The 26424-nt window shown below is 44.6% G+C and carries 25 protein-coding genes; 17 read left to right on the top strand and 8 right to left on the bottom strand.

The features are described 5' to 3' along the window. The first annotated feature begins 18 nt into the window (after nt 1-18). From ICV38_RS07235 to ICV38_RS07215, 5 genes are all read left to right on the top strand, one after another. Nucleotides 19-2010, top strand: coding sequence for a hypothetical protein (locus ICV38_RS07235; protein WP_215378752.1), 1992 nt, complete (start codon nt 19-21; stop codon nt 2008-2010). 33 nt (nt 2011-2043) lie between these two features. Then, nucleotides 2044-3579: a hypothetical protein gene (locus tag ICV38_RS07230; RefSeq protein ID WP_215378751.1), complete on the top strand. Its 1536-nt coding sequence runs from the start codon at nt 2044-2046 to the stop codon at nt 3577-3579. A gap of 5 nt (nt 3580-3584) precedes the next feature. Continuing rightward, on the top strand, nt 3585-4265 hold the full coding sequence (flgA, locus tag ICV38_RS07225; protein WP_215378749.1) for a flagellar basal body P-ring formation chaperone FlgA: 681 nt from the start codon (nt 3585-3587) through the stop codon (nt 4263-4265). A gap of 51 nt (nt 4266-4316) precedes the next feature. Continuing rightward, the gene (locus ICV38_RS07220) at nt 4317-4667 is read left to right on the top strand and encodes a flagellar biosynthesis anti-sigma factor FlgM (RefSeq protein WP_215378748.1); all 351 of its coding nucleotides are present in this window, start codon (nt 4317-4319) and stop codon (nt 4665-4667) included. A 94-nt stretch (nt 4668-4761) separates the two neighbouring features. Further along, the gene (locus tag ICV38_RS07215) at nt 4762-5184 is read left to right on the top strand and encodes a hypothetical protein (RefSeq protein WP_215378746.1); all 423 of its coding nucleotides are present in this window, start codon (nt 4762-4764) and stop codon (nt 5182-5184) included. A 56-nt stretch (nt 5185-5240) separates the two neighbouring features. Here ICV38_RS07215 and ICV38_RS07210 read toward each other — a convergent pair whose 3' ends face one another. The 5 genes from ICV38_RS07210 to ICV38_RS07190 form a co-directional block, all read right to left on the bottom strand. Beyond that, complete coding sequence (locus ICV38_RS07210) at nt 5241-5933, bottom strand: FliA/WhiG family RNA polymerase sigma factor (protein WP_215378745.1); 693 nt, start codon at nt 5931-5933, stop codon at nt 5241-5243. 40 nt (nt 5934-5973) lie between these two features. Next, complete coding sequence (locus ICV38_RS07205) at nt 5974-6786, bottom strand: hypothetical protein (protein WP_215378743.1); 813 nt, start codon at nt 6784-6786, stop codon at nt 5974-5976. Further along, nucleotides 6783-8480 carry a flagellar biosynthesis protein FlhF gene (gene flhF, locus ICV38_RS07200; RefSeq protein WP_215378742.1) on the bottom strand — a complete coding sequence of 566 codons (1698 nt, stop codon included), beginning with the start codon at nt 8478-8480 and terminating at the stop codon, nt 6783-6785. Before flhF ends, ICV38_RS07205 begins: the two co-directional genes overlap by 4 nt. A 33-nt stretch (nt 8481-8513) precedes the next feature. After that, the gene (flhA, locus tag ICV38_RS07195) at nt 8514-10604 is read right to left on the bottom strand and encodes a flagellar biosynthesis protein FlhA (protein WP_215378741.1); all 2091 of its coding nucleotides are present in this window, start codon (nt 10602-10604) and stop codon (nt 8514-8516) included. 304 nt (nt 10605-10908) lie between these two features. Next, the gene (locus ICV38_RS07190; RefSeq protein ID WP_215378740.1) at nt 10909-11592 is read right to left on the bottom strand and encodes a tetratricopeptide repeat protein; all 684 of its coding nucleotides are present in this window, start codon (nt 11590-11592) and stop codon (nt 10909-10911) included. Between the two features lie 330 nt (nt 11593-11922). Between ICV38_RS07190 and ICV38_RS07185 the strand changes: the two genes are divergently transcribed. From ICV38_RS07185 to ICV38_RS07160, 6 genes are all read left to right on the top strand, one after another. Next, the gene (locus tag ICV38_RS07185) at nt 11923-12705 is read left to right on the top strand and encodes a flagellin (RefSeq protein ID WP_215305952.1); all 783 of its coding nucleotides are present in this window, start codon (nt 11923-11925) and stop codon (nt 12703-12705) included. Nucleotides 12706-12769: 64 nt separating this feature from the next. Then, nucleotides 12770-13174, top strand: coding sequence for a flagellar protein FlaG (locus ICV38_RS07180; RefSeq protein ID WP_215378738.1), 405 nt, complete (start codon nt 12770-12772; stop codon nt 13172-13174). Between the two features lie 88 nt (nt 13175-13262). Continuing rightward, entirely contained in the window at nt 13263-14771 is a 1509-nt protein-coding gene (fliD, locus tag ICV38_RS07175) for a flagellar filament capping protein FliD (RefSeq protein WP_215378736.1), read from the top strand. A gap of 33 nt (nt 14772-14804) precedes the next feature. Further along, nucleotides 14805-15206, top strand: coding sequence for a flagellar protein FliS (locus tag ICV38_RS07170; RefSeq protein WP_215378728.1), 402 nt, complete (start codon nt 14805-14807; stop codon nt 15204-15206). Between the two features lie 90 nt (nt 15207-15296). Further along, complete coding sequence (locus ICV38_RS07165; protein ID WP_215378726.1) at nt 15297-16352, top strand: hypothetical protein; 1056 nt, start codon at nt 15297-15299, stop codon at nt 16350-16352. A 4-nt stretch (nt 16353-16356) separates the two neighbouring features. Beyond that, entirely contained in the window at nt 16357-16641 is a 285-nt protein-coding gene (locus tag ICV38_RS07160; protein WP_215378724.1) for an EscU/YscU/HrcU family type III secretion system export apparatus switch protein, read from the top strand. A gap of 96 nt (nt 16642-16737) precedes the next feature. Here ICV38_RS07160 and fliE read toward each other — a convergent pair whose 3' ends face one another. From fliE to ICV38_RS07145, 3 genes are read right to left on the bottom strand one after another with little or no spacing between them, the layout of a single operon-like run. Next, nucleotides 16738-17061 carry a flagellar hook-basal body complex protein FliE gene (gene fliE / locus ICV38_RS07155; protein ID WP_215378722.1) on the bottom strand — a complete coding sequence of 108 codons (324 nt, stop codon included), beginning with the start codon at nt 17059-17061 and terminating at the stop codon, nt 16738-16740. A 20-nt stretch (nt 17062-17081) separates the two neighbouring features. Then, the gene (locus ICV38_RS07150; protein WP_215378721.1) at nt 17082-18581 is read right to left on the bottom strand and encodes a sigma-54 dependent transcriptional regulator; all 1500 of its coding nucleotides are present in this window, start codon (nt 18579-18581) and stop codon (nt 17082-17084) included. 14 nt (nt 18582-18595) lie between these two features. Continuing rightward, nucleotides 18596-19750 (bottom strand): PAS domain-containing sensor histidine kinase, encoded by a 1155-nt coding sequence (locus tag ICV38_RS07145; RefSeq protein ID WP_215378719.1) that lies wholly within the window; start codon nt 19748-19750, stop codon nt 18596-18598. A 163-nt stretch (nt 19751-19913) separates the two neighbouring features. On the opposite strand from ICV38_RS07145, the gene fliF reads away from it, so the two are divergent. From fliF to ICV38_RS07115, 6 genes are all read left to right on the top strand, one after another. Then, a complete protein-coding gene (gene fliF, locus ICV38_RS07140) occupies nt 19914-21866 on the top strand; it encodes a flagellar basal-body MS-ring/collar protein FliF (protein WP_215378717.1) in 1953 nt (650 codons plus the stop codon). Nucleotides 21867-21883: 17 nt separating this feature from the next. Next, nucleotides 21884-22978 (top strand): flagellar motor switch protein FliG, encoded by a 1095-nt coding sequence (fliG, locus tag ICV38_RS07135; RefSeq protein WP_215378715.1) that lies wholly within the window; start codon nt 21884-21886, stop codon nt 22976-22978. After that, nucleotides 22965-23861, top strand: a complete 897-nt coding sequence (locus ICV38_RS07130; protein ID WP_215378713.1) for a FliH/SctL family protein — start codon at nt 22965-22967, stop codon at nt 23859-23861. The genes fliG and ICV38_RS07130 overlap by 14 nt, the downstream gene beginning before the upstream one ends. A 5-nt stretch (nt 23862-23866) precedes the next feature. Further along, the gene (locus ICV38_RS07125) at nt 23867-25261 is read left to right on the top strand and encodes a FliI/YscN family ATPase (RefSeq protein WP_215378711.1); all 1395 of its coding nucleotides are present in this window, start codon (nt 23867-23869) and stop codon (nt 25259-25261) included. After that, nucleotides 25258-25704, top strand: a complete 447-nt coding sequence (locus ICV38_RS07120; protein WP_215378703.1) for a flagellar export protein FliJ — start codon at nt 25258-25260, stop codon at nt 25702-25704. Before ICV38_RS07125 ends, ICV38_RS07120 begins: the two co-directional genes overlap by 4 nt. Before the next feature lie 26 nt (nt 25705-25730). After that, nucleotides 25731-26424, top strand: a 694-nt coding sequence (locus tag ICV38_RS07115; RefSeq protein ID WP_215378701.1) for a hypothetical protein, incomplete at its 3' end; no start/stop codon positions are given.

Below are 26424 nucleotides of genomic sequence, written 5' to 3'. Positions count from 1 at the left end.
CTAGTCAAGAGCATTTATATGAGTAAGAAAAATAACAACCCTATCTTTTCTCAGCGCCCTATTCAATTTTGGCAATGGGTATCATATATTTCATTTGTACTGGCTTTAACTGCCAGTATCGGTGCATTTTTCTCTGCGCGTTCTTGGGTATCTGAGGGGAAGTATCTTCAGTCAATTGATAGCGAGCAGGTAGAAATTTTGCGTCTTATTCCGTTTTTAAAGGAGTTGCAGCTACAAACTAATGACCCCGTAGCCCTGGAACCCGCTTTTTTTGTGAGCTTAAAAAAAGCTGAGGTATTCTTAAAATCAACGACTTCAGGCATGAAGAGTCTTCCGGATGCAGAACCTAACTCAGCATCAGTGGTTTCGATAAAAGGGGTGAGTGAACCTGCTCCATTAAGGTCACTGACTGGGGCAGCTCCATCCCCAACAACTAAGACTGCCAGCCTAACTAAAGAAGAACCATCTTCTGCGCTGCTGCCGCTTTCTGATAATCCTGTGGTGGCATTCTTTCAAAGATTGGACTCCAAGATTATGCAGGTTGTCTTTGGTAGGCCTGAGAAATATGCTGTGAAATTAGGAAAAAAGCTTGATGATGAAAAGTCCGACCAAATAGAGCAATCCGATAAAGTCAGGAAAAACTCAAAACCGTCTACAGCGATAGATGTACTCAGCAGCGCTAAAAAAACTGAGCAGGCTATTTCTGCCATCCTCACGCAGGAAAAAAGCCTGAATGATTTTGCAATCTTAGCAAAGTCAGCTGAAGTACTAACTGGGTCTAAAGGGCCACTGGAATTAGATAAACTGCCTGCCGAATCTGCCATAAAAAAATATGCAGAAAGTTTAAATAATTTTATAAAAGCAAATAATGCTTGGCAAAAAAACGTGACTGATAACACCGCCATATCCGATCTTCAAAAAGCACTTAGCGTAGCGATCGAGCAAAAGATGCTTCTAGAAATAGATAGTGGTAAAAAAACTGCTGGCAAATCAAACTTAAGGCTAGGCGATCTAGCGCCTAAAGTTCCGCAAAGCCCTTGGTACTCCAAGTTACCACAAGAGAGTGCAGCGGTGATCAATTCATATGCTTTAAATATGAAGCAGATCAGAGAGTTTGCTAACGACTATGAGTCTTTGCGTCTTGCATCACAAAAGAAATCCCAAGCAATTCAATATTTTGATTTTAAGAGTGCTGGCGGATTTTTGGGGTTAACTATCGTTTCGATTATCGCTACTTTTGGGATCATCTTGGGGGCTTATATGACGCTCCTCAATACAAGGCGTAATATTTCCAGTCTGCAGGGCTCAACTAAACAAGCTAGAGCTACTAGCCAACTATTAAACTCAATTGATTTAGGCTTTGCTAATCCACCTAATGCTAAGGTAGATAAAGCTAAATTACAGCAAGCAGATTCCGTTAATTCAACGGATCCATTAAATGTCCAGACGGTCATGAATGTCATCACTGAGCTTAGTGATGATTTAAAAAATAAAATTGGCAAAATTGACACGCACTTTAAAGTCTTGGCACAGCTCAACAATAAATTACGTCATTCGATTGACACTTTGCAGGAGAAGAGTGGGCAAATTCGTACGCTAGGAACTGACAAGGGAAGTAATTCACCCTATAGTCAAGAAATGAGTATTAGTAGGGGTGGACCTTTAGATCAACTACAAGACGCATTTTCTGCTTTAAAGCAACAAGGTGTTCGTCTTTACTTGGCGATATTAGATAACCACTCTAGTAAACAGCTTGCTATTGAAACTGAGCAACTTAATTTATTAGTTGAAAGAGTTGAGAACACTGTTTCGAAAATGCGCTCCATACTCGCTAACTCCTTAGAGCAAGTCACGCCTACAAGTGAGCCGGCACCACAAATTTCTTTGGAAGCTATTGAGCTTTTAAGTATGGATGCAAAACAGGTGATGCGAGATCTACAGTTATGGCAAGCTGAGTTTGATGGTTTAAATAAAGCGTTTATTGAATTAAAGCGAGAAGCAAGGATTTAATGCAATCGATCTTTTATAAAGCGCAAAGTAATTATGGCTGAAGAAAAACCCCTATTTTTAATCGATATTGATCGTGCTATCGATGGCCTGCAGGCATCTGCTCGGAAAAATAGTGCGGCAGAAGTAGCGATTGAGCCATTGATCATGTATAGCGTTGATTTGGCTAATGCATTAGATGGAGCAGGTTTGGATGCTCTAAGCGAGATTACTAATGAACTAGCGCAGTGTTTTAATCAGCATCATACCCAAGCGTGTTTAGTCATTGATGATCTCGTAACATTAGTAAGATCAGATGTTGCATTTCATCATCCATCGGTTAATAGCGAAAATGCTTTCACCCTAGACCAATTTAATCAAGCGAAAGAATTATTCGCAAAAAAAATATTGCAAATTAAAAAAGGTTTGCCAATTACAAACATTCTTGATGCTGGGTCAAAGCGTGAAATTGATGCTCAGGTAGATTCTGCTATGGGTCAGGGTGATATTCTAAAAAATACAGATAAGGATTCACAAGCCTTTGCTATGGCGTCTAGTGCTGATGAAACAGCTAATCTTTTTGTGCCTGAGTCAGTCCCAGAATTTAGCCAAAAGTTGAGCCCTGAACTTAGCGCTTTGACACAGTCAGTGCCTGATAGTTCAGGGTTAAGCCCATTATCAGAGTTAGGTACTGTATTTGTGCCGCGTTCACAAGATGATGTTCCGGCGACCTTTGCCTCTCCTATGGCTAAGGAATTTTCTTTTCCGGAGGGATTGACTCGTCCCTTAGATCGCGCAAACTCATTGGATTACTCGGGTAGTCAGCGTTATTTAGACAAGCACTTTTCCTTAGATCGCGCACATAACCTCAATCGAATGCAAGTAGCACGAAGTCTAGTAACCAAGACTGATAATTGGAATGGTGTGGAACTTGATTTCTTGCTCGGTCGTGAGCAAGACGAGCTCACTAAAGTCGGGCAACAATCATTGCGCCATATCTTTGAGAATTTGACAGATGAGCTTTTAATTGATGAGGTGTATGCTGATCCTGAAATTGCACAACAATTAGTCACCATTATTAGCATCTTGCCTCCTTGCCCTAGTATTTTTGCAGTTCAGCAAGAGTTAATGATCTTTATTGATTTAGATCATGTCAGTCTTTCACAAGATCATATTATGGCTGCAGGAAGGATGATGGCTGAAATTGCCGGATCATTGGAAATACACCATGAAGGAGTGCGCCTAGCGTGCCCATCGAGTCTGCTCAGAATGCCAATGGCTTACTTTACAAGACACGGTCAATACTATGCCACTTCGGCAATTCAGTATTTAGGGGAAGAGGGTATTGCTAAAGCAGTTGATAGTAAGGTTGATGCATTGGGAGAGGTGATGCATCCTGCAAGGTTGATCAATCTGCGGGTCGGTCACCAAGAGTATTCCATTTATGCCCATGAATTTTTAGGGGTACAGAATATGAATATCCACCAAAATATTCCTCAATCACTCCAAAGGCCTCATTGGTTAGCTGGTATGGCTCTAGATGGGATGAATCATGTCTACTCTTGGGTTGCTTTGGATCGGTTTGCCAAATAATGACCATGGCTTATCGTTTTTTGACATTGGCGCTAATGTGGTCACTGTCCTTTGGATCAAGCGCCGCATTACCCCCGGATCTTGAACTGGCAATAAAGCGGTTTATTCAAAAAAGCCCTACTGTCAATGGATTGCGCGTAGAGACTGAGTTTTTAGAGTCCAACCTTAATATTCCAGCCTGTTTGGGGGGTAGCATTGAGATTTTGGCTCCTACAGGCGCCCGTTTATGGGGGAGGTCAACAATCCAGTTGCGCTGCGCCAAAGCAGCTTGGCTAATCAATATTCCCGTAAATATCCATGCCTATGGCGATTATGTGGTCGCTAGCCGTTACCTGCCATTTGGCCAAAAGCTTGAATTTGGTGATATTCGTACCATCGAAGGCGATTTAACCGTTTTGTCAGACGATGTACTGCGAAGCCCAAAAGCAGCTTATGAGCGGGTTTTGGGCAAATCCCTACAGATGGGAATGCCAGTTGGACTAAACGATTTAAAAGAATCTGCCGTAATAAAAGTAGGGGATCCAGTTAGGATTCAATTGACCGGCCAAGATTTCCAGGTTTCTGGAGAGGGCGTTGCCCAAACCCCTGGAATGATTGGGGATATGGTTAGGGTCCGTCTTGCTGATGGCCAGGTTTTACAAGGCAAAGTTTTAAGGCCAGGAATTATTAGCGTGAATATGGAATAAATCGCTAATTTGCAGTAATATGTAGCCATAGGTAGCACCAAGGAGAATGAGATGAAAATTAACGAGAATGCACCACTAATTCCGCCAAATGCTGGAACAGCCAAAGCTGTGCCAGGCTCAAACTCAGCCGCCAATACCACCAACACAGCACTAAACCAAACCTCAACACCTGCTGTTGCTCGCCCAGCAGTCAATTTAGATATCGGACTTGCGGCCACCTTGGCTGAGGCCCAAAGCAGTACTAATGCCACTAATCAGGTGAGTGATGAGTTACTTATAAAAAAATTGCGCGATAAAGTTGCAAGCGGTCAATTTGAGATTGATTACAACAAAATCTCTCAATCAATGTTAAGTGACGTTGTGAGTGCAATTGGGCAAAAACAAAGTCGCCCTCAAAGCTAACCTGCTCAAATCTACTGTTTTTGCTGTGCCTATTCTGCTCTGTGTTTGAGCTTTATCTTCTGCCCAATTTTCATTCAATCAATTTTCCTGTGAGATGGTAAATTCGCAACCATCACCCTCATCCATGTCGTTTGATGATTTATTCCAGTTTTTAAAAGGAATATCGAGCGCCATTGAGGCTTTGCGTTCTGCCCTTGAGGCGAGCGATATGGATCGATTGCCAGAATCTTTAGACAGCACTAATTTAGCTTTGGATGCCATTCAAGGTTATCCAGGGGGCGCAGATAAATTAAAACACGATATCCACCAATTTGAGCCAGTACAAACTGCACAATTAATGGCGTTACTTGATGAGGCTTCAATCAATCACCAGATCAATGGTGATCTGATTCGGCTAGCCATGCAACGCAGTACTGCGATGCAGTCCTTTATTGCCCAGCAAGCCCCAAGCGCTACTTACGGAAGTGATGGTGGAGTTCCAGGATCGGTAGGCGGTGTTTTATCCCGCAAAGTTTAGGATATTAAAATTTACAACTAAATAATGGTTTGCAAGGTACGTTCAGTATCCTAGCCTTATCCAGCTTTGAGTTTTGCCCGAATGCGGATCATGCCTTGAGTATGGATTTGGCTGATGCGCCCAGGAGTAATGTTCATGACTTGAGCAATTTCGCGATAGGAGAGATCTTCTTGATAATGCAAAGCCATGACCAATTTTTCGTTATCTGGTAAGCCCGAGAGAATCAAGGCAATGCGCTCTGCAAATTGACTCATCGCAACTGAGCGCATCGGGTCAGATTCATCGGTATCGCTTGGCATCAGGTCATCCGATAAATCATCTAGAGGCATTAAATGCACCATATTAGTAATGATGCCGTGATATGCCTCAATGCTCAAATTAGCACCTTGGGCAATTTCTTTCTCAGAAGGGTGGCGTCCCAAACTTTGCTCTAACTGGCGAGTAACCTTTTCGATGCCGACCAGTTCATCGCGTTGATTGCGGGGCAAAATATCATTTTTTCGACAAGAGTCATAAATTGCCCCACGAATCCGCGTTTTAGCATAAGCTTCAAAAGCTAAATTTGGTTGAGGTTCATAGCGCTTAAGGGCATCTAATAAACCGGTTAGACCCTCTTGGATCAGGTCATCGACTTCGACATTGGGCGGTAAGCGCGAGCAGATTTGATGAGCAATACGCTTTACCAAAGGTAAATGCAGACGAATCGCTTCATCAATATCAAGGGATGCAAAATAACTAGAAGGCTTCAATGACAGATCGCTTAATGGGTAAGTGTGAATGACTAAATAATTAACTACTAATTTTCGCAGAAATCGCTTTAAAAAAACCCATTGGTAAAACAAATTCCTCTTGCGGACCTTCACTTGGAGGATTCCAGCTTAGATCATCTAGATCTAAGGCAACTCGCTGAGCTTTAACGGCAGCTATCCAGCCAATCAATTCAATCTCTTGATGTAAGGCAGACATAGCTGCAGTTTGTAAACGCTCAAAGGCCGCAGTGCCAGTAGCTTCATCCTCTCCGCCAACGATGATCACTGCTAACGGTTTATCAACTTGGAAAATAGCCATTTGACGTAGCATCACCAAGGCTTTACTTAAGGATGGTGAATCTCCAGAAGTCACTAGAATGCGTTGGATGTTGCTGCCATAGTAAGAAACAATTTGTGCTTGTGGATCAATCGTCGGAAAGATGACATAGTCAATTGCAAGTTGTTCTTTGACAAGCCGCTCATCGAGCTGAGGATATTTGGCAAAACGGTGCTCTACTTCAGAGCGCAACTTCGTGCTCGTGGCATACCAAAGATAATCATCAATTTGGCGAATGCTATGCGTTAAGGGAACCGCATTATTAAAGACTTGTCCTAAGTCGTAGCGTGTAGGATACAAAAACCCTGACATGGTTTTACGTTGCCCTAGCGGAATTTCATCAACTAGTAAGACGCGGTTGTTGTGTTGCTTAAGACTTTGTGCGGTGCCGTGGCCTAAATGAATCGTACTGTCTGCATCTAGAGTGCTTGCAATACACACCACGCGGCACAGTTCGGCACCAAAAATATTGCGCAGGCCCTCAGCTTGATCGTTACTACCGACTACTGTGTTCATGGATTAACTTTTCGAATCCAGTCGCCAAGGTGATCGGATAATATTGCCGGTACCTGTTCGTCGGTAATGGAGAAGGTTTCAGAAAATGCGCGCATTGCCATTGCCCGATGGCTTAGGTAATTAATATCGGGAGGACTTAAATCCTCTGGCACTCGCTGACCGTTAGAGACAAACAAGATCGATAAATCATGACGAATCACACTATCGATGACAGGTGCTAAGTGAGCAGCTTCATCAATTTTAGTAATAATCACCGAGTCAAGCTTGTTCCCATCGGTATTTTGCATCGCTTGGTTGTGTAAATTAATCACTTCTTCCTGAGTACGCAAATCCGTGGTTGAGCTCATAACCAAAATCCGTTTTGCACGCTCGGACCCATGCTGGAGTAATTGGGATTGCTCCATCATAAGAGTATCGCGTTGACTCACACCAGCGGTATCAAGCAAGATAATTTTGCGATTAGAGAACTCTTTAATCTTGGCTGCTAAATCTTCACTATCGCGTAGTGCAGTAACAGATAACCCTAAAATTTTTGCATAGGTCTTGAGTTGCTCCTGAGCGCCAATTCGGTAGGTATCGGTTGTGAGCAGCGCAACTTGATTGCGGCCATAGCGTAATACACACCGCGCGGCAATCTTGGCAACAGTTGTAGTTTTACCAACACCAGTTGGGCCAATAAAGGCAAAGATGCCACCTTTATCAAAAATATCAAATGCGCGCGATGTTTTGATGAGGCACTTGACTTGCTCACGCGCATTTTTAATCAGTTGTTGGGTATTAAAAGCATCCGGTAGATTCTGCGCAATTTGAGCGCACAATTTAGGAGAAAAGCCGCTATTAAGTAGATGCTTTACGAGCTCAGTAACGTTAGAGCTTTCTTGTTGGAGATTACCCCACAAACTTCCGGCTACGTGTGATTGCAGTAAGTATTTAACCTCACTAATTTCAGCCAATAGTTGCTCTACTTTAGGAGTGCTTGCCACGGTGTTAGATAGTGGGGAGGCAACCGTAGGAGTTTGATCGGAACTGGTGGCTAAAGGGGCGGGCGTGACACTGGCGCCGGGGAGTGGGGAAGAAATACTGCCAGAGGCAGGAGTAGCCTTCAAGCTCGGGTTAGCGGCTGCTTTTGCATCGGCCTTAGCTTCTGCCAAGGCAATAGCATCTTGTTTCTTTTTAGCGTTAACTGCAGCGCTAGCGCTAAATACAGCATCGTTATTAGACGGATTGATCACACTAGCATCGCCTCGCTGGATGCGTTCAGCCCCATGAAAAGAAGCTGGCGTAAAGGCTTCTGAGCCTTGTGCTCGAACTGATCTTTCTCCTCGATCAGAGCGCTCAGATCGAGCAGGGTTTCGGCGCAAAGTCCCTATTGGCAATTCTGCGCTAAAGGGATTGCGAGCACTAGGAGGCGCAATAGCACGATCAAAGCTTGAGCCCAGGTTAGTTCCTAAGTTACTGCGACCAATCGGTCTATTTGATGAGTAATTTGGTGAGTAGCTTGGTGGTTTTTTTGCCATGCTATTGGCAAGCGCAGGATCTGACAGTGAAGCAAGATCTTTAGAGCTAATGGCAACAATTTCAACGCCATGGTCGATGTCAGTAGTGGAGATCACCATGGCATCGGGGCCCATACGGGTACGTATCAGCTTTAAAGCTTCTGCTGAACTAGGGGCGGTAAATTTTTGGGGGCCCATGGCGTTGCTCCAAATAGGGTGGCTGGGGTTATTTTAAGGGTTTTTGCCCGTTTGGGAGCAAAGAACTTTATAGAATTCAAGGTTGGATGTCGGCGGTAGCTCACTTAAGGCCAAAACAATCGCCTGGGGGCAGACGCGCCTAGCAATGCGAGACAGCGTCATGCGGGTACGTGTCCCGCTGACAATGACTGGTGGCAGATTTTGACTCTCTAATTCTTGCACCCCACTAATAACTTCTTCGCCAAACATTCGAGCCAAAGAGGGCTCAATCAGGCCATCGGGCGCAATTGCTCCTTGGCCAATCGATTGCTCAATTAAGCGCTCAAACTCTGGTTGAATTCCGAGCACTTGATAGGAGCTACCTTCCCCGAGGGAGTCCTGCACAATCGTGCGTCTCAGGGCGTAGCGAATGTGGGGTAATACCTCAAGGGGGTCATTTAGCTTATTTGCATGTTCACTAGCAACTTCTAAAATAGTGCGCATATCTTTAATCGGGATGCTCTCTTCAAGTAATAGTTGCAAGAGACGCTGTAACTGTGCCAAGCTCACGATTTTGGGAATCACATCTTCAACCAACTTGGGATAACTCATCTTAAAGTGGTCTACCAAATCTTGCGTTTCCTGGCGACCCAAAAGTTCTGCAGCATATTGATGTATTAAATGATCTAAATGGGTGGTAATCACTACAGCTGGCTCTACAACGGTATAGCCTTTGGCAATGGCCTCATCACGCAGGCCTCGCTCAATCCAAACTGCTGGCATACCAAAGGTAGGATCTTTTACCTCGAGTCCAGGTAGGGTTTCATTGCCACTTTGCTGAATGGCCAGCAAGCGATCGGGTAGGCACTGACCACGACCAACCTCGGCGCCATAGAGCAAAATGCGGTAGGTCTCAGCATTAAGTTGCAAGTTATCACGAATATGGACTGATGGAATTAAAAAGCCGACTTGAGTGACAAACTTGCGCCGAATCGCCCGAATGCGTTTAATTAAATCGCTTTCATCACCTTTATCGACTAGTGGAATGAGTCGATAGGCAAGCTCTAAGGACAAAGGCTCGACGATTGGAACATCTTTCCATTCAAGCTCTTGGTTTACTTCAGGCGGCTGCGAAGCGGCAAGTTCTGCTGCTTTAGCATTACGGTCAATTTTTTGATAGGCTAAATAGGCCAAGCCACCAAAAAGGCAGGCAAAACCCAAGAAGATCACATGGGGCATGCCAGGCAGTACACCCAAAATCCCCAATACCGCTGCTACTACTCCCAGGGCGCTACTATTGGCTTCAAATTGCTTTGACACTTGCCCAGAAAAATCATCTTCAGTGGCAACGCGGGTTACCAAGATACCAGCCGCAGTAGAAATAATCAGTGCCGGAATTTGAGCAACAAGACCATCACCAATGGTTAAGGAGGCAAAAGTCGACAAGGCTTTGCCAAAATCCATGCTGTGTTGTAAGACCCCAATCAGTAAACCACCAATCAGATTGATGACCAAAATCATGATGCCGGCCATGGCATCACCGCGAACAAATTTGGAGGCTCCATCCATGGAGCCAAAAAAGTCCGCTTCCTGAGCCACATCGGCGCGCCGCGATTTAGCCTCTTCTTGTTGAATCAAGCCAGCATTAAGATCGGCGTCAATCGCCATTTGTTTGCCGGGCATCGAATCTAAGGCAAAACGGGCAGAAACTTCGGCAACTCGGCCTGAACCCTTGGTGATCACCACAAAGTTAATAATGGTGATCACAATAAAGATCACAATACCGACCGCAAAATTACCGCCAATTAAGAACACGCCAAAGGCCTCAATCACTTTTCCAGCAGCATCTGTTCCTTTATAGCCCTCCATGAGCACAATTCTGGTTGAGGCCACGTTTAATGACAGGCGCAGCAAGGTAGTAAGCAGCAACACCGTTGGGAAGGCAACAAAGTCTTTAAAGGTCTTGATATTGATCGCCGTAAAGAGCACGATGATCGATAAGGCAATATTGAACGTAAACAGAACATCGAGCAAGATTGCTGGTAAGGGCACCAGCATCATGACTAAGACGAGCAAGACTAAGATTGGGATAGCGCCTTGCGCTGATGGCCTTACTTTGCTGAAGTCAATACCTAAGATCTTCATATCTTAATTAGGCACAGGTAAACAGGGGTAAAAAATGCCTTCAAAAATTGCCTTAACGATATTAAATACACTCTAAAACTTCACAAACCGCTATATATGGTAGAAAAGGAAATATTTGCCACTAAATATACCTTATTCAGGTCAAAAATAGGGGTAAAAAAGCGCCAAAAGTGTGAAAAAGGCAAAAATTTCCTCATAAGTGGGGTCCATGAGAAAAGGTAGGCTAAATTGAGTCTTTAAACCTCCAAGGGGTCAATCATGGACCCAATAAAAGCGCTCAATTGGCACAATTAATAGATGCCCGTTAGAGTGCGCGATAGAGTTGGCGCATATTTTGAATTTTCCAAAATTGCTGCTGAGCAGCCTCAAAGGCCTTGGTGAAGTCTTTTTTTATTGCCTTTTCAAAAATGATCAGGCAACGGTGGGCATGCTCGTGTTTTTGCAGGGTAGCTAGGGTCAAAAAATAGAAGGCCTGGTCATAATCTTGGGGTATCGAGGTGCCATGTTCATATAAAACTCCCAAGTTATAGGCTGCCACCCGACTGCCTCCATTAGCACCAATAGTGAGCAATTCCACGCCTTTAGGAACGTTTTTAGCTACACCTTGGTCAGCGCCGGTGCCCAGAACATAGATATTACCCAGGTTGCAATAGGCATCTAAAACCTCGTCCTTAATGGCCTTTTCATAGTATTTAACAGCAGTTGGCACGTTACGCACGATCTCTCCCATGCCGTTCTCATACATTAAACCTACGTTGTAGTTGGCATAACCATTGCTATTTCGGCTATTGGAATTGAGCCATTCGAATAGCTTATTGATCTGTTCGGGGGTTAATTGACCATCAAAACACATTTTGGTCAGGGCAAAAGCAGCTTCCTCATCCGCTTCATTTTGCGCAACCTCAAAAAAAATCTCAAAGGCGGCCTCATGTCGTCCTCTTTCAATGTTGGAGATGGCTGCTTGGAGGCGCGGATTATCAAATTGCATGGCAAAAGCACTCTCAAAAATGGGGAAAATTAGCCCTAAAGCGAATGTAACTAAACCCCATTTTAGGGTGTTAGTGGCTAATTCACAGTATCTTTTTTATACCCATTTACCTTGATTTTGAATTCCCGTAACGCCAACCTGGGTGCGATTAGGGTGGTAGGGTATTTTTTCATCGATTCATTTTTATCAATAAAATCAATAACTTATATTTTTAAATAGGGCTACATGAATTCAAAGTGAAGTTTATCTAAACGCTTGGTTGAGCAAGTCCGTAATAGGTAAGGCAAGGGGCGCTAATGTTGATAGCCCTGAAAATTTTAGGAGAAAACGATGTCTACCGTTATTAATACCAACATGGCTTCTGTGTATGCCCAGAACAACTTGAGCGCAGCTCAATCTAACTTGGCAACATCCGTTCAGCGACTATCGTCAGGTGTGCGTATCAATAGCGCAAAAGACGACTCTGCAGGCTTAGCAATTAGCATGGGCATGTCCTCACAAATTGCAGGCCTTGACCAAGCAAACCACAACCTAAGCGACATCATCGGTATGGCGCAAGTGGCTGAAACCGCATTGTCAACAATCCAAAGTATGCTCTTGCGTATGAAGACTTTGGGTACTGAGTACGGTAACAATGCCTTAAGTACAGATCAAAAAACAGCGATTACCACTGAAGCTCAGTCCATCAAAGATCAAGTCGATTTGACAATTAAGGAAGCTGTTTATAACGGCGTAAATCTGCTCGATACCAGCGGCTCTACCACTTATGATATTCAGTCTGGTGTTGATGTCGGTACAACAATTTCCTTCACAGTAGCTAACGCTACAGTTGATACAACTGCCACAGACTTCTCTGTAGTTGATGCTGATCTACTGCGCATTTCTAATGAGCGTGCCAAGATGGGTGCTTTAGTTGGTCGTGCAACGTATTCTTCACAAAACCTCATGGCGCAAAGTGCTAATATTAAGAATGCGCGTTCAGCGATTGTTGATACTGACTTTGCCTCAGAGACAGCCAACTTGACTAAGGGTCAGATCATGCAACAGGCCGCTACAGCGATGTTGGCCCAAGCAAACCAGATGCCTAACGTCATCTTGTCATTATTGAAATAAGCGGTTATCTTTAGCAGAAGTCGGCCCATTGGCCGATTTCTGACTTTAGAGTAAGGAGTAGAAAATGGGAGAAATTACTAGTAAATCTGCAACTGCGTCAGTCATTCCGTCTGGCTCTGCACAACTTAATCAACCTCCTGGTATGGGTACGGTAGTAAATGCTCGCACTAATACCGACGCTCAGGCCGTATCCGCTGCCGCCAGCGTAGAATTTAAACCTTCCAATATTCAACAAATTACCCAGCAATCCCGTCAGGCAGTAGAAGCTGCTGCTCAGCAAATGCAAAGTTTTGTCAGCTCCATGGGGCGTAACTTAGACTTTTCAATTGACGGCTCTACTGGCTACCATGTGGTTCGCGTAACTAACCCTAGTACCGGTGAAGTGATCAGGCAGATGCCCTCCGAGGAGGTTTTGAGGTTGGCGCACAGCTTTGATCAGATTTCAGCATTGATTCACCAAAAAGCCTAAATCAAGCTAAGTCCTCTCAAGATGGCATGAAAATTGCTTTCTTTAAAGCGTACTCGTCTTCAGAAACGCGTTGATTAAATAGGTAGATATGTCGATTTCCACCACATCCTCAAGCACCAGTTCTGGTACTGCTAGTATCGACGTGGCTAGTATCGTTTCGCAATTAATGGCATCTGAACAAGTGCCAATGACAACGCTCAAAAATAACATTACTAGTAAGACTACCCTCATCAGCGACTTAGGCACATTAAAAAGCAAAGTTGCAAGCTTCCAAACTGCATTAGAAAATTTGCAAGATCCAACTGCTTTATCTTCGTTGGTGTCTTCTAGTTCAGATCAGACGGTGGTCCAAATTACGAACTCGACTGGCGCTGTTCAAGGGCGCCACGATATTTTAGTAAGCCAGGTTGCTCAGCCTGGTCAGATAACATTTGATCAGTTTGGCTCGACTACCGCCAATGCTGGATTAGCAGCAGGTGATACCTTTTCAATCTCCATTGGATCGAGGTCTTACACCTATACTCCCCCAACGGGCGTAACGATGGCAACTACCACGATTGATGACCTAAAAAATTGGATCAATGCCACGGGGGATAATCTGAGCGCCAGTATTGTCCCAACATCAGGATCGAACTATGCTCTCAAAATCCAGGGAACCAAGCCGGGATCTGATAATACGATCTCGTTCTCTCATACTGCTTCAGGTGGTGGGTCAGTAAATGGTCTGGGGGGAACTCCAGGATCCCCCGTTGCCCCAACAGTTGTGAGTGCGCAAGATGCTACCTTTACCCTTGATGGCGTGTCTTACACCAGAAAAACTAATAGCATTACTGATGCGCTATCTGGCGTCACCATCAATTTAGTGAAGGCAAGCGCAACATCTCAAACGATTAGCGTCGATCCAGGAGCTGATAAAGCTCCCCAAGTCATGCAAAGTCTGGTTGATGCTTTTAATGACCTAGTCACCACTGCGAAAAAATTGAGTGCAAGAGCTGGCTCTTCTAGCGGTGTTACCACTGACGGTTCTTTGGCTAATACTCCGACAGCCTTAAATTTTTTAAATCAAATTAAATCAATGCTGGCTGGCGACATACACTACACTTTGGGCGGTACGTCAAGCAACATCAGTCTGGGTGAGCTGGGCTTTGAAATGCAATATGACGGAACGGCTAAATTTAATGCCACTACTTATAATGCGGTTAGTAATGCTTCAGCAATTTTAGCTTCAGGAATCAAGGTTGGCTATCAAACCTATGTCGTTAGAGATCCTGTTACGGGCGCTGAAATCAGTAAAAACACCACTGACGTTAACTTGGATACCTATCTCACTTCTTTATTAAAGGTAACAACTTCAACGACACAAGCTGGTACACAGACATTAGCAGGCGCTTTTGATCAGATGATTAAGAATGAGCAAAGTAATATCGATGATTTGAATAAAAAAGAGGTTGCATTGCAATTGGTGCTAGATCAAAAGCAGACAAGTTACACTGCTCAGTACTCAGCATTAAATGCACTATTATTCCAATTAAACAATACTAGTAACTCACTCACTAGCGCATTAAGCGGTTTGACAAATGGTCAAAATAACAAATAATGAATCTTAAAACTCTGTGTGGATAGCGAGATAATGTCAAGAAAAGCAGCCTTTAGGTACGCAGAAAATGAGACGATGACTGCAGTCTTGGGTGGCGATGCTCGTGAACTCATTGTGTTAATTCATCAACGAATATTTGATCATTTAAAGCTCGCTAAGCAGGAGCTTGAAAAAGGCAAATTAGGAATTGAGTACTTTATCAAAGCCAGTGATTTGATTCAGCAAGGTTTGCTTGGTTGCTTAGACTACGAAAAAGGCAAAGATGTTGCCCATAACCTGAGTGCTATTTATGTCTGGTCTATGCAAGAACTATTAAATGCAAGGGTGGGCCGCTCACCGGAGAAGGTGCAAGACGTGATTAATACGCTGACCCCACTCTATGAGGCTTGGGTTGAGCTCTCCCCCAATAGTGTTAACCTTAGCCAAGCGGGTTAGATCAAGTTAGACAATCGTTCTGTAGAAAAGTGAGCGCGGCAAGCTCTTAGGTGTTGATCCCTAAATATTGAATTTAGCAAGGGAGGTGGAGTGCCAATACCAATTCCTTCAAACTTATCCGTCAGTCCAATGGTGGATCTTCGTAAAAATGACTTAGTTACTCCGCCTACAGCACCATCCGTTATAGAAAGTCTGAGTGCAATAGATCCGCGCATTGCCCTTAACATGCCAATGCCAGTCGGCGAATCTCCTGCTGGAAATGCAGTCAGAACTGCTTTGCAAAACGGTAATCTGGCAGAACTAAAGACCATGCTCGAGTCTGGAGAGCCCAGTGTTCAGCAAGCGGTATTGTTAGAAATATCAAACCTTGCTACGCAAAATTCTAGTTTGCCGACTCAACTCTCACAGGCTAACTTAAGCAATTTAATATCCGAGAATCTTAGCAAGATCGATAGTTTGGGTAGCGCTGCTTTGGGTCAACTACTCTCTGACATCTTAGTTGCTGACGTACCAGAATCGGTACCAAGTTCACGCCAACAAGCCAGCTTAAATCCGTCCAATAATGTGGTAGTTAGTTGGCCAGCGATAGATGTGGGGCACTTAAATACCCAAGATCCTAAGGCAATGATGGGCGCTCTGTATCAAAGCTTACAAGCTTCCGGTATTTTTGCTGCAGATCAATTAAAGAAAATATTGTTTCCTGCTGGCAACGCTGATGATATTAGCAATTCATTTGTCCCACCCGGCGATCATCAGCAGGCTAGTGAGCTCATCGCTCAATTATCCAGTAATGCGCCAATGGTTCAAGATTCCGTACGTCTACTCTTGCGTGGCGATTTATTGTGGCAAGGTCAATTAATGCCCAATGTACAAGGTCGCCTTTATCGTGAAGATGCCTGGCGCTCGGACCCTAGTCAACCAAGTCAATTAGAGAAGGGTTCTCGAATTACCTTAGAAGTAGGCTTGCCTAATCTTGGCCCCTTAAAAATTATTGGCACGCAGTTTGGTGAAAGCCTGCAGTTAGTCATTCAGGCAGGTGCATCTGCGCAAGCAAGTCTATCTAAAGCCTTTTCGAATTTAGAAGAGCAATTGCATACGCATATTGATCCTGAAACTCGGGTGAGTCTGGGTCAAGCGGAGGTATAAGCCGATGGAAGAAAAAAAGACGCTCAAAGCAGTTGCACTCAAATATGAGATGAATAGTGCTGCCCCCCGTATTACAGGGCAAGGCGAAGGTTTCATTGCCGAGGCTATTTTGGCTAAAGCAAAAGAAATGGGAATTCCGACCAAAATAGAACCTGAATTGGTAGAGTTTTTAATGCAACTTAAATTAAATGAATTAGTGCCGCCAAAACTATATGCCGCAGTAGCAGAAGTACTTGCTTGGGCCTATGAGTTAGATGGCAAAACACTTGAAAGACCAACGCAAGACTAATTTAACCATGGCAAAAACAGGTTTTAAGCCAAGAGGCTAAATCAGAATGCTGTCATGCGGGAAAGGCAAGAAACCAGATTAAGCAAATACTAAATCTTAAACTTGCAGATTGGTCACTTCTTTATAAGCGTCAACCAGCTTATTTCGAACTGCAATCATGCCTTGCAGTGAAAGATTGGCTTTTTGTAAAGAGACGATGACATCTTCCAATGAGGTATCAGATGCCCCAGTAGAAAATGACTGAGCTTTTGCTTGTGCGCTATTTTGGGCTGTATTGACGTTCTCAATGGCATTTTTCAGGATGGCAGAGAAATCAACCCCATTAGAACCTTGGGCATCTGTAGCGACAGGTTTCCCACTGGCTGCAGCAGCAAGTGCTTGCATCCGGGAAATCATGGCATCTACGTTCGGAGTACTCATGTCCATATTATCCAACAAAATCAATCGTTAATAAAGCCAGCCTCTTTGTAGGATTTAAGCTTGTAGCGCAGCGCTCTTGCTGAAATCCCCAATATTTCTACAGCTTTGGTTCTGTTTCCATCAACTTTGGCCAAAACTTTCAGAATATGCTCACGTTCTATTGAATCAATATCTTGAGCAAGTTCATCTATATCTGATGCAATATTTGTGCCACTTTTTGAGGCATCTAAAGCACCATCTACAGCCATATTGCTGGTCCCATTGACCTCAGGTGGCAACTCCTTAGCGGCACTTTTTGCCATTTCTGAAAAATGAACGCCTACAGCCTCTAGCTCCAAGTCCTCTGCCAAGATTTCATCACCATCAGCTAGTAATACGGATCTTTGGATAATATTTTCTAGTTCCCGAACATTTCCTGGCCAAGAATAAGCTTGTAGTAGTTTTTTTGCCCCTTCGCTCAAGCAGAGCTGATCTCGACCAATATTGAGGCGGTAGCGGGATAAAAAGAAATCGGCTAGCGGCAATATGTCTAGTGGACGTTTAGAAAGTTCGGCTACGTGGATCGGGAATACAGCCAATCGAAAGTAGAGGTCCTCCCGAAACTTGCCACTTTTGACTTGCTCCTGAAGATTGCGGTTGGTTGCTGCAATAACCCTGACATCAGCTTGAATTAATTCAGTAGAGCCGATTCTTTCTATCATTTTGTCTTGTAACACTCGCAATAGCTTGGCTTGCAAAGAAGCTGGCATTTCGCCAATTTCATCTAAAAAAAGCGTGCCTTTATGGGCTTGCTCAAATTTACCAGTTTGAGCTTTGGTGGCACCAGTAAAGGAGCCTTTTTCATGTCCAAATAAAATGGATTCAAGTAAGGTATCTGGAATCGCAGCGCAGTTAATTGCTACATAGGGGCCGTTTGATCTTTTGGAATGCAGATGGATGTGACGGGCTACCAACTCTTTGCCAACCCCAGATTGGCCCGTGACCAAGACGCTCGTATCTGTTGCAGCTACTCTCTCGCAGCGAGCAAATGTAGCAATAGTCTCAGGATCGGCAGCAATTAATTGATGCTCAGGTGTACGTATTTCAGAACCTACAAGTGGTGTGTCCTTAGTAGGAGTCAACACCGTGTTTGCCTTAATCGATTCTGGCTGATAGCGCGCAATGATGTCAATGAGCTGTTGCGGCACAAAGGGCTTAATTAGAAAATCCCTTGCGCCAGCACGCAGAGCTTCTACAGCCAACTTGGCATCGGCAAAGGCAGTCATGATCACCACAGGAAGATCAGGACATTCTTTTTGAGCAATCTTGAGTAAATCTAATCCTGTCATTCCGGGTAATTTGTAATCCGTTACTAAAACCGTTTTCAGATCTGGGCGCAATAATGGAATGACCGTCTCCGCTTTTTGGTGAGTCACAAAGTCGATCATATTCATCCGCAAAGTAACGGCAATCGCCTCTCTGAGATCATCATCATCTTCGATCAAAATCACTGGAAAGGGTTGTGGTTCATTGGCACGCATAAAAGTTATCTGACTTAATGGTTTATGGAAGGTTGGGAATAGGGAAGGTTGATCTGGAAGACCGCACCTTGTTTAGAGTTCTCAGCACTGATGCTGCCGCGAAAGCTCTCAATGATATTTTTTGCAATCGAAAGACCAAGTCCAGTGCCATTTGCGCTGGTAGTGGAGAAGGGTTCAAATAAGGATTTGAGCATTTCCTTGGCGATACCTGGCCCTTGATCAGAAATCGTAATGGTTAGGGTTTGTTGATCACTTGTCGCTAGTATGCTGACGGTTTCATTTGCTTTAGAAACTGCTAATGCATTTTCGAGAATGGCAACGATGGCATTGGAGATTGCTTTGGGCTCTACTAATAGATGGACATTATTTATATCCTTGGCCGTGACAGATAAATTAACTTGCTTGGCTTCAAAGAGAAACTGAATACTCGCTTGGGCATCTTCAATAATTTGATTCGCATTTATCAACGTAGTTTTATTCGGTTTATTCGAAATAAAACGCAGCATATCTTGAGAGAGCTTTTCTAAATCCAATAATTGTTTACGCAAGCGATCGGCAAATTCCTTGGAGGTGTCAGCGTTGATCTGACCGTCACAAAGATGTGATGCATATAGCAAAGCAGTTGCCAGAGGCGTTCGAAATTGATGCGCTATACCAGCAGCCATGCGCCCCATTGCCGCCAATCGATTTTCTCGTTGCGTTTCTTCGTGCCGCAAAATGTTAGCAGTGATATCTTGTATCTGAATAAAGCTACGCGGGCCTTCGTTGATCCGAACGACTTGTACGGTTTTTTGGATGCGTTTTTGGGCGCCCTTTTGGGTAATGAGATATTCCCCTGGTGTGATAGAGGCTTGCCAATCGCTTGGAATTTCAAAGGTGGCCCCTGCTTTTAATTGGGGAAGAAAGCTGAGTACTGCAGGGTTATGCAATGAAACGATGTCGTTTTCCAGCAAGATGACTCCCGCTGGAATGGCGTTTAAGAGGATCGCTAAGCGTTGATTTGATTTTTGAAGTTCGCTGCTAAGTTGATTGATCTTTTCCTGAAGTGCCGTTTGTTGGGCTTCTAGTTTTTGAGATTCCGCATAAAAAATCGCAAAAGCCTCCTCAAGATGTTTGGTAGCATCTAATGAGTCTTGTTGAGAAGGCGATTTGCTAGTGTTTGGGCTCAAATAAGGATTTTTTAGGGGGGTGTAGTTTGAAGGCAATATTTGCCTCTTTTTGCCAATTATGGCTTAAGGATATCAATATTTAGGCAAAATAGGCAAAAATGTTCTACATATAGTGATATTATTATTTTCAGAATTTCCCCTGACATGACGGAATTTATCAAAATTGAGTGAAGAAACGCAACCGGGAATACAGGAAAGTGAACGAGAAGCGGCAGTAGTCAATATTGGCTCTGTTGGTAGCTCCACCTCAGCAACTCCTGTTGGCAACCCCAGCGGTGGCGGAATGGTACTCCCTCAAAGTTTGATGGGCTTACAAAATCGTTTTAAGGCCCTCAACGCTCAGCAGCGCCTAATTCTGTATGCGGCAGTATTTTTAGTAATAGCCGTCATGGTCTTTGTATCGATTTCCGGAAGAAGTAAAGACGACTACCGTATTTTGTTCTCAAGCATCAATGAGCGCGACGGGGCTGCCATCGTAGCGGCTTTGCAGCAGATGAACGTGCCTTACAAATTTACCGAAGGCGGGGCAGCGATTTTGGTACCTGAATCGGCTGTGTATGAGACCCGTCTTCGTTTAGCGGGTCAAGGACTGCCAAAGGCCGGCAATGTTGGTTTTGAACTGCTGGAAAACCAAAAAATGGGAACCAGCCAGTTTGTTGAGCAGGTTAATTATCAGCGTGGTTTAGAGGGTGAGTTGGCTCGCAGCATCAGCTCTCTTGCGCAAGTAAAGTCTGCTCGGGTCATGCTGGCTATTCCTAAGCAAACGGCTTTTATGCGCGAGCAGGAAAAGCCCACTGCTTCTGTCATTGTGACAATGCATCCTGGACGTTTTTTAGACCCTCAGCAAGTAGCAGCAATTACGAATTTAGTAGGTTCTTCGGTTCCAAACCTAGGACCAGCCAATGTCACGATAGTCGATTCAGAAGGCAGTTTGCTTGCGCCTAATGCTCAGCGACTTGCCGGCTTGGATAGCACTCAACTGAAGTATGTTGCAGAGCTTGAAGGTGCCCTATCAAAGCGGGTGCAAGCGATTTTAGAACCTGTTACTGGTAAAGAAAATGTCCGAGCTCAGGTAACAGTGGATATGGATTTTGGTGAGCTAGAAAGAACTGAAGAAACCTTTGGTCGCAACTCGCCACCGAATCAATCGTCAATTCGCAGTCAGCAAACGAATGAGGCTGCCACGCCAAGTTCGACTACTTCAGGTGTCCCAGGAGCTCTCACCAATCAAGCACCAGGGGCTGGGCAGGCACCAATTAATACTCAAGCAGCTGGTGGCGCGGCAGGACCCCAAAATCTCAATGCACCTCCTACGAGTTCAGGCTCGAGTGCTAGCAATATTAAGAAAGATGCAACGATTAATTATGAGCTTGATCGCGCCATTCAGAGAATTAAGTCTGAAAAAGGTCAAGTCAGAAGAGTCTCCGCTGGGGTTGTGGTGAATTATAAACAGCCCCCTGGCGTGGACAAGGAGGGCAATCCCCGTAAGCCGATTCCCTATAACGCGAAAGAACTTGACCAAATTAATAATTTGGTCAGGGATGCCGTAGGTTTTTCCGAAAAGCGTGGCGACAGTGTCAGTGTTGCCAATATCCCATTTAAGGTTGAGGTCAGTGACGAACCACCATTTTATAAACAAGCTGGGGTCATTGAATTAAGTAAAGAATTTTTTAAGTTCGCAATTATTCTAGGTTCGCTTGCCCTCATGTTTTTTGGCGTGGTGCGTCCATTGCTCTTTCCTCCGAAAAAGGACGAGGTATTGGAAGAGCAGCGTATTGAGGAAGAGTTTGACGAGAAGATTAAAGCGGAGATGGCGCAGATGGATCCTCGGGCGCGTGAAAAGCGTCGTATGGAAGTGGAATTGTTGCGCGAACGTCAGCGCGCTGCTGAAGAGGAAGAACGTGCCAGAGCTGAGGAAGAGCGTAAACGGTCTGAGGAAGAGAAAAAACGGATCGATGAGGAGAAGAAGCAGGAGTATGAAGAGCTACTCCAGTACGCTAAGGACTTTGTGGAAAATAATCCTCGCGCCGTTTCTGCAATTTTCAAAGAGTGGCTGTCGGAAGATGCGGCTAAGCAAAATGCAGGCGCAGCTGAAGCTGCTGCACCTGCCGGTTAATATGAGGAGAATCTGTTTTGGCTGATGAAGCTCCCGTAGAAAAAACGCTATCAATAGCAGAGGCACTTAAAGAGGGCGTGAAAGCTGCGCCTGCTGGTGGAACAATCTCCTTTGATGACTTGGATGGCGCTTCTCGTGCTGCGGTAGTTCTATTGGCTGTTGGCGCCGAGTCTGCAGCCAATGTGATGCGAGGTATGACGCCATTTGAAGTGCAACGCCTCTCTGGAAAGATGGCCGTTGTGCGTTCTTTAAGTAGAGATTTAGTGCTTGAGGTTTTGCGACAATTTAAAGATGTCACCGCTAACAATACGCAAGTTGCATTTGATACCGATGACTTCATGCAAAACATGCTCACCAAGGCAATGGGTGCAGAGGGCGCTTCAGATCTACTGGGCCGCCTTGAGAATACGCTTGATATGTCTGGTATCGAAACTCTCAAACGCATGGAATCTGATGTGCTCTACGAGCTCATTAAAAATGAGCATCCACAAATTATTGCGACGGTGATGGTGTTCTTAGATCCGACTCAGGCCTCAGCGTTGCTTAAGTTGTTTGAGGATGAATTACGCAACGAACTCATTTTGCGTATTGCTCTGTTGGAAAAAGTCCAACCTGCAGCTCTGAAAGAATTGAACGAGGTCATGTCTCGTTCAGCTGGTCCAGACTCAGACTTCCGCCGCAGCAGCGTGGGTGGTGTAGTGCCTACTGCGGAGATTTTGAACAATCTATCTGGTGGTTTGGATAAACAGGCCTTGGAAAATATCCGAAAATACAACAGTGACTTGGCCGATGCGATTCAGGAAAAGATGTTTGTCTTTGAAGACTTCTTGGAGCTTGAAGATCGTTCTTTGCAGACTCTCATGACAGAGGTTCCGCAGGAAACATTGATCATTGCATTAAAAGGTGCAAGTCCGAAGTTGCGCGAAAAAATCTTCAAGAATATGGCCAAGCGCTCTGCGGATACTGTGCGTGAAGATCTTGAAACAAGACCCCCTGTTAAGGTTGTTGAAGTTGAGACAGCTCAGAAAGATGTTATTGCAATTGCCCGTGCCTTGAGCGAGGAAGGTCGAGTCAATATGGAGAGAGGTAAGTCCGCTGATGCCTTCCTCTGATGAGGACTCCTTGCTAACGCGATGGGAGCCTCCCTCTTTTGATCCTCCTAAACCTCCTAAGCCGCCGAAGGTGGCGCCGATTCCTTACCCCACCGTTGAAGAAGTCGAAGCGATTCGTCATGACGCTTATGAAGAAGCCTATGAACTTGGTTCCAATGAAGGTTTTGTAGAGGGGCGAACAGCTGGTTATGACGAGGGCAAGACTGCTGGATATGACGAGGGATATAAAGCTGGGTACCAAGATGCAGAGCAAGAGACACTGCGTTTGCAAAATGCGTTGGGACAACTTTTAGAGTCGCTTAGTGGAATGCCTGAAGCAATTGCTGCGCCTTTAACTCAGTTTAGTTTTGAAATTGCCTCTCGTTTAAGTGCAAATAGCTCAATGGAGCGTGCCCCCTTTGTGATGGCGGTGCAAGAGGCGTTGATGCGTTTGCCGCGGCCCGGTGAAAATCTCTACCTGCGCTTACGTTCTGAAGAGGTGGAAACCTGGAGAAAGATTGTTGAGGATCCAGGCTTGCCATTTAATTGCACAATTTTAATAGATGCTGATGTCCGTCCAGGGCATGCTTATGTCGAGGTCAGTGGTGCTCGCATTGATGTTGGGCTTGAGGCACGCATGGCACTAGTGAGGACAGCTTTAGGTTTGGATAACCCAGTTGTGCAAGATAACAAAGTGCTTGATCAAAAAATTACACCAGAACTTGTGGAGAATAAATTCATTGATGAGGCACCACTTCACGATCAATCTGAAACAGAAGATGATGACCATCATAGCCATGAGTTTGCAGACAATACCAATAGCGAATCTGAAATGGATGCTCAAAGAGATTTTGAAATAGATCCTGACCATGATCATCCAATCAATCCCGATGATAAGGTGTAGCTAGAGTGAGCGTGTTGCAACCTGAAGAATTGGCAAGTCAGTTAGAGTTGCGTCGCCAACACTTGATGCAAACACCTTACTCTATTCGAGAGGGAAAATTAAAGCGCGTCTCCGGAATTGTTTTAGAGGTTGAAGGCTTGCCAATGAGTATTGGATCTGGCGCTACTATCCTATCGGAGTTAGGTGGTAAGACTTACGATGCAGAATGCATAGGCTTTAATGGCGCAATTACCTATTTGATGCCAATTGATGCGATGGAAAATATTTCTCCGGGCGCATTGGTGTATCCAGCAAATACTCCATTTAATTCTGGGGCAGGATACATCTCTAGTAGTGTCGGTGAGCCCTTGACGATTGGTGAGAGTTTGCTTGGTAGAGTCGTCGATGGCTTGGGTCGACCTATCGATGGTAAAGGATATGGTGAAAAACAATTTTCACCCATCATTCAAAGAATGTTAAATCCTTTAGATCGAACGCCCATTCATGAGCCTTTGGATGTTGGTATTCAAGCGGTTAATGGTTTATTAACGGTGGGCCGTGGTCAACGCGTCGGAATCTTTGCCGGCTCTGGCGTCGGTAAAAGTGTTTTATTGGGAATGCTTGCGCGCAATTGCATTGCTGATGTGATCGTGATTGGTCTAGTTGGTGAACGCGGTCGTGAAGTCCGGGAGTTTTGTGAGGATACCTTAGGTCCAGAATCCTTTCAGCGCGCAGTTGTCGTTGCAGCGCCTGCAGATGCTTCGCCATTAGCGCGCTCGAAAGGAGCGTCATACGCTACTGATGTGGCGATCTGGTTTCGAGATCAAGGTAAGCACGTTGTTTTGATTGTTGATTCGCTGACTCGTTATGCAATGGCATTGCGTGAAATTGGTTTGAGCTTAGGGGAGGCTCCTGTAGCACGAGGCTATCCTCCGAGCGTATTTGCACGTATGCCAGAGTTAGTAGAGAGAGTTGGAAACGGTGCCAACCCCGATGGCTCGATTACTGCTTTTTATACTGTATTACTAGAAGGTGATGACACCAATGATCCGGTTGCTGATACCGCCCGCGGTATCTTGGACGGACACTTTTTCCTTTCTAGAGAGTTGGCCGATAGTGGGCACTATCCAGCGATCGATGTTGAGAAATCGATTTCGCGGGTGATGCCAAAAGTAGTATCAAAAGAGCATCTGCTATCTGCTAGAAGAATGAAGCAGTTATACAGCCGGTATATGCGAGGTAGAGATTTGGTCTCGATGGGTGCATATATCGCCGGAAGTGATCCAGAGTTAGATGCCGCTTTGCAAGCTTGGCCCAAAATTCAAGCTTTTTTGCAGCAAGATGCTGATGTAGCCGTTCCCATTGCTCAAACCGAGACTTTGTTAGCTGAAATTAGCCCTCCCAATCTACAAAGCTTATGAATGCCATTGAACTTCTTCATCGCTTAGCCAAAATACGGGAAGATCAGGCTATGGCACGGGCAAAACGTGTTGCCAGTCAGGTAAATCAGCAAAAAGCCTTTAAAGATCAAGTGCTTGACTATGCCAAAGATTATGAGACTCAGCTTCTTGCTGGTGGTAAAGGTGGATCCTCAGTAGCATTTATTCAGGATGCCAACGCCTTTAGAGAGAAGTTACTTCACAGTGCTATTGAGATGGATGGACAAATTCAGGGCATGGCAAAGGCCTCTGAGGAAACCCTAAAAATAGCCACTTTAGCCAGAATGCGTACCCGTGGACTATCTAAATTAGTAGACAAAATGCACCTAGAAGCCAAAAGAAAACAGGCTAAAGCAGAGCTTAATCAATTTGAAGATAACTTCTCAGCGCGGCTAAGTTTCAAATCTGGCACGAAAGATGCATAGTTGGTAGTGTTCCTTTTGGAGAATGCATGCCAACAGTTAGTCAAATACAGATGCAAGCAGTAAATAGCCCCTTCACTGAGGCTATTGCTCAACCGGGTAGTCTTGCCGGTGGCGCTGCTATGCCTGCTGGTTTTGACACTTTCCTAGCATCCTTGAACCAAAAATTAGTAGCACGCATGGATGGGCGATCAAATTCTGATAAATCAGCAAGCCCTAAAGCAGAATTAGGCATTTTGAATATGCAAAATTTGCCACAATTTGCTGGTCAAGCGAAAGAATCTGCAAAAATTACCGATCCTATGCAGCTATTGGCAGCTCAGCTAGCTGCTCAGGGCCTTATCAACCCTACCTTAACCCTGCCAACAGTAAATGGTTCATTACTCAATGGCGGTAATGGTGTCAATGAAATAGATTCATCTGGTTCCTTATCAAGCCTTAATGTACCAAACGGACTAGGTTTAAATAGTCAAAATATCGATCCACAACAAAGCCAATTAATTACCCAATCGCTTGCTAAAGCAATGAAAGACGCAGGACAAGCCAATAACGTTGGCGCTCAAAATTCGTCAGTAATGCAATTAATGCAAATGTTGCAGCAAGCTAAACCGGTTAACGCAGCTCAGGCCAGCGCCTTAGAGCAGTTAAAAGGTCTGGTGGCCCAAGTAGCTCAAGCTACCCCTAACCAAGCACCTACCATCGTGCTGACCCAAGACCAGATCA

The sequence above is a fragment of the Polynucleobacter sp. MG-6-Vaara-E2 genome (assembly GCF_018687695.1).
In the GTDB taxonomy this organism is placed as follows: Bacteria; Pseudomonadota; Gammaproteobacteria; order Burkholderiales; family Burkholderiaceae; genus Polynucleobacter.
The sequence above is the reverse complement of the archived record's forward strand: the minus strand, read 5'-3'. Positions and strand labels throughout refer to the sequence as shown.